12 protein-coding genes are annotated in these 13,402 nt (G+C 65.4%); 4 read left to right on the plus strand and 8 right to left on the minus strand.

The window, feature by feature from the left end:
• Positions 1-37 precede the first annotated feature (37 nt).
• Both ppsA and IDT60_RS08560 read left to right on the plus strand, forming a co-directional pair.
• Positions 38-2,440 carry a phosphoenolpyruvate synthase gene (gene ppsA / locus IDT60_RS08555; protein ID WP_223883928.1) on the plus strand — a complete coding sequence of 801 codons (2,403 nt, stop codon included), beginning with the start codon at positions 38-40 and terminating at the stop codon, positions 2,438-2,440.
• Positions 2,440-3,462 (plus strand): 6-phosphofructokinase, encoded by a 1,023-nt coding sequence (locus IDT60_RS08560; RefSeq protein WP_191081877.1) that lies wholly within the window; start codon positions 2,440-2,442, stop codon positions 3,460-3,462. The genes ppsA and IDT60_RS08560 overlap by 1 nt, the downstream gene beginning before the upstream one ends.
• A gap of 15 nt (positions 3,463-3,477) precedes the next feature.
• Here the strand turns inward: IDT60_RS08560 and IDT60_RS08565 are convergent, their stop codons facing one another.
• The gene (locus IDT60_RS08565; RefSeq protein WP_191081582.1) at positions 3,478-3,900 is read right to left on the minus strand and encodes an Hsp20/alpha crystallin family protein; all 423 of its coding nucleotides are present in this window, start codon (positions 3,898-3,900) and stop codon (positions 3,478-3,480) included.
• Positions 3,901-4,036: 136 nt separating this feature from the next.
• Here IDT60_RS08565 and IDT60_RS08570 point away from each other — a divergent pair, with 136 nt between their 5' ends.
• Positions 4,037-4,501 (plus strand): pyridoxamine 5'-phosphate oxidase family protein, encoded by a 465-nt coding sequence (locus IDT60_RS08570; protein WP_191081583.1) that lies wholly within the window; start codon positions 4,037-4,039, stop codon positions 4,499-4,501.
• Here IDT60_RS08570 and IDT60_RS08575 read toward each other — a convergent pair.
• The 7 genes from IDT60_RS08575 to IDT60_RS08605 all read right to left on the minus strand — a co-directional run bounded on the left by IDT60_RS08575 (position 4,498) and on the right by IDT60_RS08605 (position 11,514).
• Positions 4,498-6,936, minus strand: a complete 2,439-nt coding sequence (locus IDT60_RS08575; RefSeq protein WP_191081584.1) for an HAD-IC family P-type ATPase — start codon at positions 6,934-6,936, stop codon at positions 4,498-4,500. The genes IDT60_RS08570 and IDT60_RS08575 overlap by 4 nt on opposite strands.
• Positions 6,933-7,988 carry a zinc-dependent alcohol dehydrogenase family protein gene (locus IDT60_RS08580; protein ID WP_191081585.1) on the minus strand — a complete coding sequence of 352 codons (1,056 nt, stop codon included), beginning with the start codon at positions 7,986-7,988 and terminating at the stop codon, positions 6,933-6,935. Before IDT60_RS08580 ends, IDT60_RS08575 begins: the two co-directional genes overlap by 4 nt.
• Positions 7,989-8,149: 161 nt before the next feature.
• Positions 8,150-8,989, minus strand: a complete 840-nt coding sequence (locus IDT60_RS08585) for a universal stress protein (RefSeq protein ID WP_191081586.1) — start codon at positions 8,987-8,989, stop codon at positions 8,150-8,152.
• Positions 8,976-9,491, minus strand: coding sequence for a universal stress protein (locus IDT60_RS08590; protein WP_191081587.1), 516 nt, complete (start codon positions 9,489-9,491; stop codon positions 8,976-8,978). The genes IDT60_RS08585 and IDT60_RS08590 overlap by 14 nt, the downstream gene beginning before the upstream one ends.
• Positions 9,475-9,945, minus strand: a complete 471-nt coding sequence (locus IDT60_RS08595; RefSeq protein WP_191081588.1) for a universal stress protein — start codon at positions 9,943-9,945, stop codon at positions 9,475-9,477. The genes IDT60_RS08590 and IDT60_RS08595 overlap by 17 nt, the downstream gene beginning before the upstream one ends.
• Positions 9,946-10,041: 96 nt before the next feature.
• Entirely contained in the window at positions 10,042-11,040 is a 999-nt protein-coding gene (locus IDT60_RS08600) for a zinc-dependent alcohol dehydrogenase family protein (protein WP_191081589.1), read from the minus strand.
• Between the two features lie 6 nt (positions 11,041-11,046).
• Complete coding sequence (locus tag IDT60_RS08605; protein ID WP_191081590.1) at positions 11,047-11,514, minus strand: pyridoxamine 5'-phosphate oxidase family protein; 468 nt, start codon at positions 11,512-11,514, stop codon at positions 11,047-11,049.
• Between the two features lie 155 nt (positions 11,515-11,669).
• Between IDT60_RS08605 and IDT60_RS08610 the strand changes: the two genes are divergently transcribed.
• The gene (locus IDT60_RS08610; protein WP_370590731.1) at positions 11,670-13,385 is read left to right on the plus strand and encodes a GAF domain-containing protein; all 1,716 of its coding nucleotides are present in this window, start codon (positions 11,670-11,672) and stop codon (positions 13,383-13,385) included.
• Positions 13,386-13,402: the final 17 nt, after the last annotated feature.

Genomic DNA, 13,402 nt, shown 5'->3' on the forward strand with positions numbered 1-13,402 from the left:
TCTGATGCCCGGGCCGCCGGCCCGGAAGGATCGAGCCATGGCTGATATGACGCCGACGAACAGCAATCACGTGGTGTGGTTCGAGGACGTGGGAATGGACGACGTTCCTGCCGTCGGCGGCAAGAATGCGTCGCTGGGTGAACTGACCCGGTCGCTGATGGATGCCGGGGTCCGGGTGCCCGAGGGCTTCGCCACCACAGCCTCCGCTTACCGCACCTTTGTTGCCGCCAACGGCCTCGAACCGCGAATACGTACCTCGATCGGGCACTACCGCGAAGGCCGGGCAACCTTGCGCGAGACCGGGGAATTCATCCGGGAGCTCATCCTCGAAGGCCAGTTCCTACCCGACATCGCCGCCGCCATCAGGGACCACTACAGGGCATTGTCCGAACGCACTGGCCACGCCAGGGCCTCGGTGGCCGTACGCAGCAGCGCTGCGGCCGAAGACCTCCCGGACGCGAGCTTCGCCGGCCAGCAGGAAACGTTCCTGAACATTTCCGGGGAACGGGAACTCCTGGAGGCCTGCCGCCGGTGTTACGCCTCCCTGTTTACCGACCGGGCCATCTCCTACCGGGAAATCAAGGGGTTCGACCACCTGGAAGTAGCCCTGTCCGTAGGTGTGCAGCGGATGGTGCGCTCGGACCTGGGCGCATCCGGGGTGATGTTTTCCATCGATACGGAGTCCGGGTTCCCGCGCAGCGTCTTGATCAGCGCCGCGTGGGGGCTGGGCGAAACCGTGGTTCAGGGAAGCATCAATCCCGATAAATACCAGGTGTTCAAGCCTTTACTGGCTGACGGGCACTTTATGCCGATCATCGAAAAGACCATGGGCACCAAGGAACGCAAGATGGTCTACAGCCGCGGCGGGCATGCACGTACCAGGACCGTTGAAACCTCTGAGCAGGAGCGTCTTTCCTTTGTGCTCACCGACTCCGAGATTGTGACGCTAGCCCGCTGGGCAGTAGCCGTGGAGGAACACTACGGCCGCCCGATGGACATGGAGTGGGCCAGGGACGGTTCCACCGAAGAGCTCTTTATGGTGCAGGCCCGGCCGGAAACCGTCCAGGCGAGGCGCAGCGGCTCAGTCTTCAGCGTCTATCACCTCCGCGAGTCGGGCCGGCTCCTGGCGGAAGGGGCCGCAGTCGGCGAATCCATTGCGCACGGCCTCGCCTGTGTGGTGCGGGACGCCAAAGACATCGACGATTTCCGGGACGGCTCAATTCTGGTCACGCGGATGACCGATCCTGACTGGGTGCCCATCATGCAACGCGCCGCCGGCATCGTCACCGACCACGGCGGCCCCACGAGCCACGCCGCGATCGTCAGCAGGGAACTGGGGGTGCCCGCCGTTGTGGGTACCGGCACCGGCACCTCGGTGCTCGGTAACGGGGCACCAATTACGCTGTCGTGTGCCGGGGGAGAGAACGGGCAGGTCTACGCGGGCACGCTGGCTTTCGACGTCGAGGAGGTTGACCTCGGGACGCTGCCTGAGACGCGGACCGCCGTTATGGTCAACATCGCCAGTCCTTCCGCAGCCTTTCAGTGGTGGCGCCTGCCGGCGGCGGGCGTGGGCCTGGCGAGGATGGAATTCATCATCAGCAACCTCATCCGGATCCATCCGATGGCGCTGGTCCACCCGGAACGGCTTACCGACCCCGGTGAGGTTGAGCGCATCAGGGAACTCGCCCACGCTTACCCCGACTTACAGGAGTACTTCGTCAACGTGCTCGCTACGGGCATCGGAAAGATCGCGGCGCCCTACCACCCCAACCCCGTGATTGTGAGGCTGAGCGACTTCAAAAGCAACGAGTATGCCCACCTGATCGGAGGCGGCTCCTTCGAGGTTGCCGAGGAGAATCCCATGCTGGGCTTCCGCGGCGCATCGCGCTACTACAACGAGCGCTACCGGGAAGGATTCGCCCTGGAGTGCCGGGCACTGAAGCGCGTGCGCGAGGAACTCGGGTTTGCGAACGTCATCGTTATGGTTCCGTTCTGCCGGACACCCCACGAGGCGGACCTGGTGATCAAGGAAATGGCGGACAACGGGCCGACCCGCGGCGAGAACGGACTGCAGGTGTACATGATGTGCGAGATCCCCTCCAACGTCATCCTTGCCGCGGACTTTGCCAGCCGCTTTGACGGCTTCTCCATAGGTTCCAATGACCTGACCCAGCTTGTTCTCGGCGTGGACCGGGACTCCGAGCAGTTGGCGGGGCTGTTCGATGAACGGGACGAAGCTGTCACATCGATGATTGCCCAGGTCATCGACCGGGCGCATGCAGCAGGAATCAAGGTGGGGATCTGCGGCCAGGGACCAAGCAATCACGCCGACTTCGCCCGCTTCCTCGTCAGGCAGGGCATTGACTCCATCTCCCTCAACCCGGACACCTACCTCAAGACCGTGCCGGTCATAGCCGACGCCGAGACGTCCGAGCCATGATGCGCCTCGGCATCCTGACCAGCGGCGGTGACTGCCCGGGAATTAATGCCGTGATCCGTGGTGCCGTGCTGCGGGGAGTCATAACTTACGGCTATGAGTTTGTCGGGTTCCGCGACGGCTGGCGGGGGGTGCTTGACCGGGACCTGGTCCCGCTGCCGCGCCAGGCCGTTCGGGGGCTCGCCCGCCTGGGCGGGACCATCCTGGGTACTTCGCGCACCAACCCGCTCAAGAACGGTGGGATAGAGACGGTGCGCAGCAGCCTTCAGGAGCTTGGCGTGGATGGTCTGGTCGCCATCGGGGGAGAGGGCACACTGGCGGCAGCACAGGAACTGGCATACGCGGGGATTAAGGTGATCGGCGTTCCGAAAACCATCGACAACGACCTTGATGCCACCGATGTCACGTTCGGGTTCGACACGGCAGTCCAGACGGCGACAGAGGCCATCGACAGGCTCCGCACGACCGGCGAGTCGCATCACCGCTGCATGATCGCCGAAGTAATGGGCCGGAACGCCGGCTGGATCGCCCTGCATTCGGGGATGGCGTCCGGAGCGCACGCCATTCTCATCCCGGAGCAGAGGGTTCCCTTGACGCAGGTGGCCCGGTGGGTGCAGTCCGCGCACCACCGCGGACGGGCACCACTGGTGGTGGTGGCGGAGGCCTTCGTCCCTGAAGGCCGGGAGGCGCCGTATTCGCCCCGGGGCCTGGACACTTTTGGCAGGCCCCGGCTCGGCGGGATCAGCCTGCTGCTGGAACAGGAGTTGCAGTCGATGACCGGAATCGAGACCAGGGCAACCATCCTGGGGCACATTCAGCGAGGTGGCGCACCGACAGCTTTTGACAGGGTCCTGGCGACCCGGCTGGGGATGGCGGCCGTGGCGTCGGCAGCGGAAGGCCGGTGGGGAACCATGGTCTCCCTGCGGGGCACCAGCATTGTGAACGTCGGTTTCGAAGCTGCGCTTGGCCGGCTTAAGACCGTGCCGGAGGACCGCTACCAGGAGGCAGCGGTCCTCTTCGGTTGAGCGGGCGGGGCGCCGTCAGCCCCGGGTGATTTCGATCTTCCGCGCGGGCGGCTGCTGGGCTTTCTCCGGAACGGGAGTCCTGACCTCCAGCACGCCGTCCTTATACGAGGCGGTGATGTCATCGCCCTGGACGCCCTCAGGCAGGGCCAGCCGGCGGACGAATGAGCCGTACCGGAACTCGGACCTGTAGCTGTTCTTTTCCTTCTGCTCAGACTGTTCCCTGCGCTCGGCCCTGATCTCCAAAGCCCCGTCAACGATGGAAACGCTGACATCCTTCTCGGGATCGATGCCCGGCAGTTCAGCCCGGACCACCAGGGTATTGCCTTCAATTGACTCCTCGACCCGGATCCCCGAGGCCGCGGTGTCACCTTCGAACAGCCTTTCAATCATCTCGACGGGGGAGCGCCGGGTGTCAAACCATTTCATCAAATCAGCCATTGTTTGCCTCCTTGCAATGATGACCGCGCCGGAGAATGGATAGTGCCCGGCTCCTTAAGCCTCCGGCCACGCACCGGAGGGACCAAGAGTCTTTGGTCCCTCCGGTGGTGCGGGGATTGGAGGCTAGGATCAGTGCATGAGCAACTCCACCTCAGAGTCGCACGCCGAAGTTCTCGGACCGGCTGACTGCTGGCAGTACCTGCGGTCCTCCTACATCGGGCGGCTGGCTGTGATCAACGGTGCGGTCCCGGAGATCTTTCCGGTGAACTTTGCGGTCGTCGAAGAAACGGTGGTCTTCCGCACAGCGCCCGGCACGAAACTCCGTGCTCTCCTCAGCGGCACTGCCGTGGCCTTCGAGGTGGACGGTTTGAACCCCTACGGCACCGAAGTGTGGAGCGTTGTGGTCAAAGGGGAGCCGGGAGCCTTCAGCGGGGATCCGGCGAGTCTGCAGGAAGCCGGACCCGACCGCGAACCGTGGCAGGCCGGCCTCAAGGAGCATCTGGTGCAGATCCACCCGGCAGAGATTTCGGGCCGGCGGTTTGCGGTGTCTCCGCGGACGCGCTGGTGGCCGCCGCAGGACTTTTCGGCCGACTGGCTCTAGACGGGGGGCTCAGTGGCGTGATCGGCCGGGTACCTGCGTGCGTGCATCCGGTTCAGCACGAGCACGGCCAGGATGGCGGCGGCCGAGGCCGTCAGGGAAGCGGCCAGGAGCCCGGGCGGAGGCCATTCCAGCATAAAGAAATCCGTCAGGAGCGGGACGGTCATCAGCAGGACAACCCCTGTGGCCATGGCGGCGACGACAGCCAAACGGAGGCCGCTGACGGGGCGGCTGACGGCCGTCAGAATCGTCAGGGCCACCAGGGTAAGTGTCAGCACCGATGCTGTCCGGTTCGCGCCGGCACTGAAGCCGCCCGCTGCCATGGCGTACGCCTGGACGGCGATGACCGCTGCCGCCACAATAATTCCTGCCGGGATGGCCAGGGACAGCGAGCGCCGCAGAAATCCCGGCCTGTAGCGCCGGGCGTTGCCCATCAGAGCCAGGAAGAACGCCGGGATGCCGATGGTGAGGCCGTCCGTGGCGGAGAGCTGCCGGGGCAGGAACGGATAACTCCACATGAGTGCTCCGAAGATCACTGAGAGGCAGACCGCGTAGGTTGTTTTGCTGAGGAACAGCACCGAGACCCGTTCAATGTTGGCGATGACCTGGCGGCCTTCGGCGAGGACGGCGGGAAGCCGGTTGAAACGTCCGTCCAGGAGCACCAGGCGGGCCACCGCTTTGGTGGCCGGCGCGGCGGTGTCCATGGCTATCCCGATATCCGCTTCCTTGAGGGCGAGGGCGTCATTAACGCCGTCTCCCGTCATGGCGACGGTGTGGCCCATTCTCTGCAGCGCCAGGACCATGTCCCTCTTTTGTGCTGGCGTGACGCGGCCGAATACGGAAAAGCTGTCCAGCGTTTCTTCCAGCCGATGCGGGTCGGAGGGCAGTTGCCGTGCATCGTAGCCGGCACCAACGTCGAGCCCCACCTCCCGTGCCACGGCAGTTACCGTCCGGGGGTCGTCGCCGGAGAGGACCTTGACGTCGACACCTTGCTGCCGGAAGTAGGCGAGGGTACGGGCCGCGTCCGGACGCACTTTTTCGCGGAACGTCAGGAGGGTGGCAGCAGCCAGCCCGGCGGGCAGACGGACGTCGTCGTCGTCCTCGCCGGGGAGCATGTGGGGCGTGTATGCCAGCACCAGGGTGCGCAAACCCAGGGATGCCAGCCGGCGGGCCTGACCCAGGAGCGCCTCACTGGGCGCGCCGGACAGGCTGCCGGCAGCGAACACCATGTCCGGGGCCCCAAGGACCCATGTTCCGGCGGCGGCGTGCGGGCGGTCGAAACTGGCGGCGCTCCATTTCCGTGCAGACGAAAACGGAACGACGGCGGCCGGTGCTGCGCCGCCGTCGAAGGCGAAAGCGGGTGCCAGGCAGCGGGCGGTGGCATTGGCGTGGGGGTCGGAGCCGAACCATCCCAGGGCCTCCCGCCATCCCCGGGGAAGCTCCTGTCCCGTGGCGTGAAGGCCAGTGTCGTGAACGTCGTCGAAGACCACCCTGCCCTCGGTGAGGGTGCCCGTCTTGTCGATGCATAGGACGTCCACGCGGGCCAGCCCCTCCACGGCTGCGAGCTCCTGGACCAGCACGTTGAGGCGGGCCAGCCGCGCACCGCCCACGGCGAACGCCACGCTGGTCATGAGTACCAGGCCCAGCGGGATCATGGCGATGGCAGCACCCACCGCCCCGACGAGCGCCTCTTCCCAGGCGCCGGTCCTGAACGCAGCCTCCCAGCCGCCTTTGGCCTGCATCTGGCCGTTGGTGATGATGGCCACAACGGGTAGAAGGGCCCAGCTGATCCAGCGGAGGACGCGGTTGATGGCGTTGCGGATTTCCGAATTGACCAGGGAAAACCGCTTGGCTTCGGCGGTGAGCCGGCTGGCGTACGAGCCGGCCCCGACGGCGACCACCCGTGCCCGTCCCTGGCCTGCCGAAACGGAGGATCCGGACAGGACGGGCGAGCCCTTGTCCTTGCCGACCGGTTCAGATTCCCCGGTGAGGACCGACTCGTCGATCTCCAGGCCGTCGTCATCGATGATGACGGCGTCCGCTACAACCTGGTCACCGGCCTGCAGTACACAGATGTCATCCATGACCACGTCAGCAACGGCAATTTCCTGGACCCTGCCATCGCGCAGCACCCTGGCCTGCGGGGCATCCAGGACGGCGAGCTGGTCCAGGAGCCTCTTGGCGCGGTATTCCTGGACAACGCCAATAACGGCGTTGCTGAGCGCGGCAAAGCCGAACAGCGCATCCTTCCACTGGCCCAGAAGGAGCAGAAGCAGGAAGCAACCGCCAACAATGCCGTTGAACAACGTCAGCACGTTGGACCGAAGGATCCGCCACAGGCTTCGGCTTGATTCCTCCGGTGCACCGTTGGCAAGACCGGCGAGCGTCCGCTCCCGCACGTCCCCTGCGGTGAGGCCGGACGGCGCGGACAGGGTCATGCCGAGATGACCACCTTCAAGGCGTTTGTCTCTGCTGCCCTGGCGAAGGTGTCATAGGCATCCATGAATTCGTCGAAACGGAAGCGGTGCGTTGCGAACTTTTCGGCCGGCAGCTTCTTCTGGGCCACGAGCTTCAGCAGCATGGGTGTGGTGTTTGCGTTCACGAGCCCCATGCTGATGTTGATGTTCTGGATCCAGAGGTTCTCCACATGGAGTTCCACGGACTTGCCGTGGACCCCGACGTTGGCGACATTGCCGCCCGGCCGGACGATCTCCGTACACATGCTGAACGTCTCCGGAATGCCCACTGCCTCGATGGCCACGTCCACGCCCTGGCCGTCGGTGAGTCCCAGCACCTGTTCCTTCCAGTCGGCGTCGCCTGAAAGCACAACGTCCGTGGCTCCGAATTCCCGGGACTTCTCCAGCCGGTTGCGGTCGAGGTCCAGCGCGATGATGCTTGCTGCCCCGTAGAGTCCCGCCGTGGCGATGGCGGCGAGCCCCACCGGGCCCGCACCCACCACCGCCACTGTGTCGCCTGGCTTCACGCGGCCGTACTGGACACCGATTTCAAAGCCCGTGGGGAGGATGTCGGACAACATAACGGCCTGCTCGTCGCTCACCCCGGGCGGTAGGAGATGCAGCGAGTTTTCTGCGTAGGGAACCCGCACGTATTCAGCCTGGGTACCGTCAATCACATGGCCGAACACCCAGCCGATGCCCGCGGCTCCCTCCTCACCCATGCAGTGTGAATAGAGGCCAACCTTGCAGTTGGCGCAGTGACCGCAGGACTTGATGCACGAGATGATGACGCGGTCTCCCGGTTTGAGGCTGGTCACCGACGAACCGACCTCCGTGATGGTGCCCACGCCTTCGTGGCCCAGTATTCTTCCTTCCGTCACGGCCGGCACGTCGCCCTTGAGAATGTGCAGATCCGTCCCGCAGATGGTAGTGGTGTCCACCTTTACGATGGCGTCGGCGGGGTTCCGGATCGCCGGATCGGGCACATCTGTCCAGGACTTCTTTCCCGGGCCGCCGTAAACGATAGCTTTCATAGCTGTTCCTCGGTGTTGTTGTTCATGGGTTCCACGGGGCGGGCGGAATGCTTGCTCCACCTCAACGATGGCGCCCGGCTGCCGCGGCGGTAAGGGACGAAGGTCCCGGAAGCCCGACGCCGGGAGGCGGCGACGGGGCACTGATCAGGTCCCGGACGGGTTCAGTTGCGGGAGATGAGCACGGGGCCTGTTGCGTGGTGGAGGACGGCATGGGCGTCTGATCCGACGGTTCCCTTAAGGATGCCGTGTCCTTTGCTTCCGACGACGATGAGGGCGGCGCCGCGGGCAGCGTTCAGAAGCGCCCGCGGAACCGACGAATCCCGGACCAGGTCCTGGTTCACAGCCACTGTCGGAGCCAGTGCCCGGGCTGTCGCCGTCGACTTTTCCAGGAGCCGACGGGCCGCTTCCAGGCCTCCTGCGGGTGAGTACACCGTGCCATCCTGCGGGCGGGTTACGTGGATGATCATCAGTTCCGCTCCCGTTACCATGGCCACGTCGCAAGCAAGGCGAAGCGCGCCAGCGGAACCGGTGGGATCTATCCCTACGACAACGCGCCCCTCCGGGTGCTTATCAAACCGGATCACTGCAACAGGGCATGATGCCGTGGCGGCCAGTTCCAGGCTGACTGATCCCACGAGCAGCCCCAGGAACCCTCCGATTCCACGGCTGCCAAGCACCAGCATGCGGGCATCCTCAGCCATCCGCCGGAGATGGCCTGCGGGCAGCCCGTAGACGAGGCTGTCCAGAACCGTGGTGCCGGGTGCCGCGGACTCGGCCTCAGCCCTGCCCTCTTCAAGGATGGCCTCCGCCTGATGCTGCAGGCCGCTGCCCGCTACGCCCTTGACCGGGCCAAGGTCGTGGGTCAGGAGCGGCCACAATGAGCAGTGAACCACCTGCAGTTCACTGTCCAGAAGGGCTGCATGCCGGGCGGCCCAGCGGACAGCAAGGGCCGCCTGCTGCGAGCCGTCGTAGCCAACCACGATGCGGTCAGGCGCCGGCATGGCTGGACCCGGCCTGACCGCCCCCGTCCGCAGAGCGCAGCCCGGAAGCACCGGAGAGCGCGGCGGGCAGGTCAGTCCCGTGCGACACCAGGACCGGGCATTTCGCATGCTCGGCCACCGTCGCGCTGACCCCGCCCGGCAGCAAACTTTCAAACCCTCCGCGGCGGCGACTGCCCACGACGACCATCTGTGCAGTCTTGCTTTCTTCGACCAGTTCCCTGGCCGCAGTGCCCTCGGAGGTGACCATTTCGAGATCGGCGGGAGGGGCGCCGTCGAACGCTGTGGCCACCGCGGCGGCGCAAACCTTCCGGGCCTCCTCTTCGGGATTCCACAGAACGGGCGTGAAGGTTCCGACGGCGATCTGGAACTGCCAGCAGGTGACGGCCCGGATGCGGGCCTTGAGCAGCGGCGCTAACGTGCCGGCCAAGCGCAGGGCGGTGATGGACGGAGGGCTTCCGTCCACGCCCACCACTATGGCAGGCAGCTCACTGCTTCGTTCCATGGTCTCCCTCTGTGTCCTGGCCGACCACCAGCACCGGACAATGCGCATGGGCTGCACAGACGGCGCTGACCGAACCCATGAGCTGGCCCAGCAGGCCGCCGCGGCCCCGCCGGCCGACCACGAGCATTTGCGCGTTCCGGCTTTCCTCCACCAGGACCTTGGCCGGTGCTCCCACCTTGACGTCGGCGGTGAGGTGTTCAGGGCGTTCCTGGCCGAATGCCCTCTCGATGGCCTGCTCCATATTGCGGCGCGCAATGGCCTCAAGCTCTGCCGGGGTATCGAGGTCGCCTCCCGGCGGCAGATGTTCCGGAAGGTAGAAATCGGACAAGCCCAGGCACGTGACCACATGCAAAGGGGCGGCAAGTGCCGAGGACAGCTGCCCGGCCAGGCGCAGCGCCGCGGGTGAATATTCCGAACCGTCGATTCCAACAAGGATCCGTCTGCTGTCGCTCATGGGAGTACCTTCCTCCACCAGCCGGCCGCGTGCCTAGGGCCGAAGGTCACGCACGGCCGGCAGTTCAGCCCGCCCGTTCTGCCCGGCGTCTCCGGCTTACCGCAGCAGTACGGCAGCGCCGGTGAAACGGTCCCGGGAAAGGTCCAGCAATGCCTGGTCCGCCTTGATCCACGGGTAGGGGACGGTGGTGGGGCGGAGGGGGATCTTCCCGGCCAGAGCCAGGAAGTCCTGGCCGTCGGACCTGGTGTTGGCGGTAACACTGCGGAGGTGGCGCTCCTGGAAGAGGTCCTTTTGGTAATCGAGCGCCGGGATGTCGCTCAGGTGGATTCCGGCAACGGCGAGGGTGGCGCCGCGGTCCAGCGCCCTCAGTGCAACCGGCACCAGATCGCCCACGGGTGCGAAGAGGATCGCTGCGTCCAGCGGATCAGGCGGCTCGGCTTCAGCGGGCCCGGCGAACGTGGCGCCCAGGTCAAGGGCCAGTTGCTGCGCCGCGGCCGACCGTGTCATGACGTAGACGCTTGCGCCTTCGTAGAGTGCCATCTGCGCAGTCAGGTGGGCCGAACCGCCAAAACCGTAGATCCCCAGCCGGCCACCCGGCGGGAGCCCGGAGCACCGAAGTGCCCGGTACCCGATGATCCCTGCACACAGCAAAGGGGCGGCTTTTTCATCGGTGAACACGTCAGGCAGCGGGTAGGCGTAGTCCTGGTGCGCGGTCATCAGTTCCGCATAGCCGCCGTCGGTATCCCAGCCGTTGAACGTGGGGCTGAGACAGAGATTCTCTGAACCGCGCAGGCAGAACCGGCACGCCCCGCACGTGCGGGCAAGCCACGCGGCTCCTACCCGCTCGCCGAGACGGAACCGGGAGCTGCCCGGTCCCAGGCCAACGACGTCGGCAACCACTTCGTGCCCGGGGATTCTCCGGGCACCGCGGGGACGGAGATCGCCCTCGGCGAGGTGCAGATCCGTGCGGCAGACGCCACACGCACGGACGGAGAGCAGGACCTCACCCGGCCCGGGCGACGGGTCAGGCCGCTCGCCCAGGCGCAGGGGCCCGGTTGCTATGGGCCCCGGTTCCTCCACCCACCACGCCTTCACAAACGGTCATTCCAATCCGGCGCGGGTGGCCTCATCCACGGAACTTCCCCAGGTCAGCGGAGCTGCAAGCCTGAAGCGCCGTCCACTCACTTCTTCCGGCACAATACGGAGGAAATGATCCTTGCGGCCCGTCTCCCACGGAAACAGCAATTGCCCCACAGAGGCCAGGACTTCAGGGCTCCGGCTCAGTGCGGTGGCTTGCCCCTTCACAACGACACTCCAGGCGACACCACCGTCTGTGTCGGCAGAATCGGTTTCAAACGCCACCATCCGGCCCACTGCGGACGAAAGTTTAGTGCCGGCGCCTGTTCTGAACACCAGCGTTTCATGGTCAACCTTGTAGTTGATCGGGAAAATCTCGGGGTGGTCATGCACCCACACAGCAAGCCGGCCAACTGAACCGCCGCGCAACAGCTTCCAGCATTCGTCCGTTGGCAGCTTGGCAGTCTCAGGCGTAGAAGGATCAGTAGTCATGCCCGAAGCCTAGGGGTGCACGGCGCCTGCGAAGTAGGGCACAAAGACCCGCTCGCTGGCACCATGCCATCAAGAATCGGCTGGGCAGGGGTAGGCTCATGTCAATTGCTGCAGCCGGTTGACCCTGATTTTCACATTTCCCAAAGGCGGTTTCGGTGAGCGAACCCATCCTGCAGTCCGCGGACGGTGCACCGCCCGCCGGCAGCACGCGCCTGGACGAACTCCTCACCGGCTTTGCCGGTCACGCCGGGGAATCCGTGGGCGTCCAGCAGCGGATGCAGGGCCTTTTGAACGCCGTGGTTGCACTCGCCGAAGACCTTAGCCTGGAAGCGGTTCTGCACAGGGTAGTCAGTTCGGCCTGCCAGCTTGTTGAGGCAGAGTACGGAGCTCTGGGGGTCATTGGCAGTGACCGGGCGCTGAGCCACTTCATCACCGTGGGCATAGATGAGGACCTCGCCCGCAGGATCGGACCGCTTCCCACCGGCCACGGCGTTCTGGGCCTCTTGATCCGTGACCCCAAACCCCTCCGGCTTCATGACCTCAGCCAGCATCCGGACGCCTACGGGTTCCCGCAGCACCATCCACCCATGAAGTCTTTCCTCGGTGTGCCGATCCGGGTGCGGGATGTGGTGTTCGGCAACCTGTACCTCACCCAAAAGAAGGGCGGCGGTGACTTCACGGACGAGGACGAGGACCTCGCGGAGGCACTTGCGGCAGCCGCCGGTGTTGCGATTGAAAACGCCGGGCTCTACGACGACGCCCGGCGCAGGACCGCCTGGCTTCAGGCATGCATGGACGTAACCGGCAGGATGATGGGCGACGAGGACGCGGCCGCAGGGCCAGATGACGGCCTGGACATGATCGCCGCCAGGGCGCTGCAGGAATCCAGCTCCGCACTGGCCCTCATCCTTGTCCCGGAAGACACATCGAACCTGTTCCGCGTCGCGGGGGCCGCGGGACAACATGCCACAGAGTGGCTGGGGCGGCTCCCCGCGTTTGAAACAGAGGACATCACCACAGTTTTCGCCACGGGCCGGGCAGCTGTGATCGAGGATGCTTCGAGAGCACTCAGTGGCGGGCCGACGCCCAAAGACGGCCGGATGCTGGTGATCGCCCTCGGCGCCCGGGGCACGCACTACGGGGTCTTAGTCGTGATGCGGGAACACGCCGCGGGGACGTTCAGCAAGACGGATGTGGAAATGGGCACGGTCTTCGGCTCGCACGTTGCCCTGGCCCTTGAACTGGCGCGTGCCCACCGCATGCGTGAGCAGCTCGCGGTGTTCACCGACCGCGACAGGATCGCCCGTGACCTGCACGACCTTGTGATTCAACGCCTCTTCGCAGTGGGGCTCAGCATCCAGAGCCTCCGCCGGGTAACCACCAGTGACGCCGGAGCGCGGACGCTCCAGAACGTGACGGCGGAGCTTGACGAGACCATCCGGGAGCTTCGCAACACCATTTACTCCCTGAATGATTCTGCCGTTGAAAAGGAGCTCCTCAGCAGCCGCGTGCTGCAGGCGGTCCGTAACGCGGCGCGGTCCCTTCGATTTGTTCCCCGGCTTACCCTGACCGGGCCGATTGACGCGATCAGGGACGAGGAAACAGCATCCAACATCCTGGCTGTCGTGACGGAAGGCCTCAGCAATGCCGTCCGCCACTCCGGCGCCGACGCCATTCGGGTGGCAGTTTCCTTGGACGAAGGATGTGTCAGCGTCCTGGTCAAGGACAACGGCGAAGGATTCACCGTTCCATCGCCCGGGAACGGACTGACGAACCTGCAGCACAGGGCCGAAAAGCTGGGCGGCACCTTCGACGTTTCGAGTTCACCGGACACAGGAACCGAGCTGACCTGGCGGGCTCCTGTGTTTTAGGCTTTGGCACCCGTGCT

This window comes from Pseudarthrobacter sp. BIM B-2242 (assembly GCF_014764445.1).
GTDB lineage: Bacteria > Actinomycetota > Actinomycetes > Actinomycetales > Micrococcaceae > Arthrobacter > Arthrobacter luteus_A.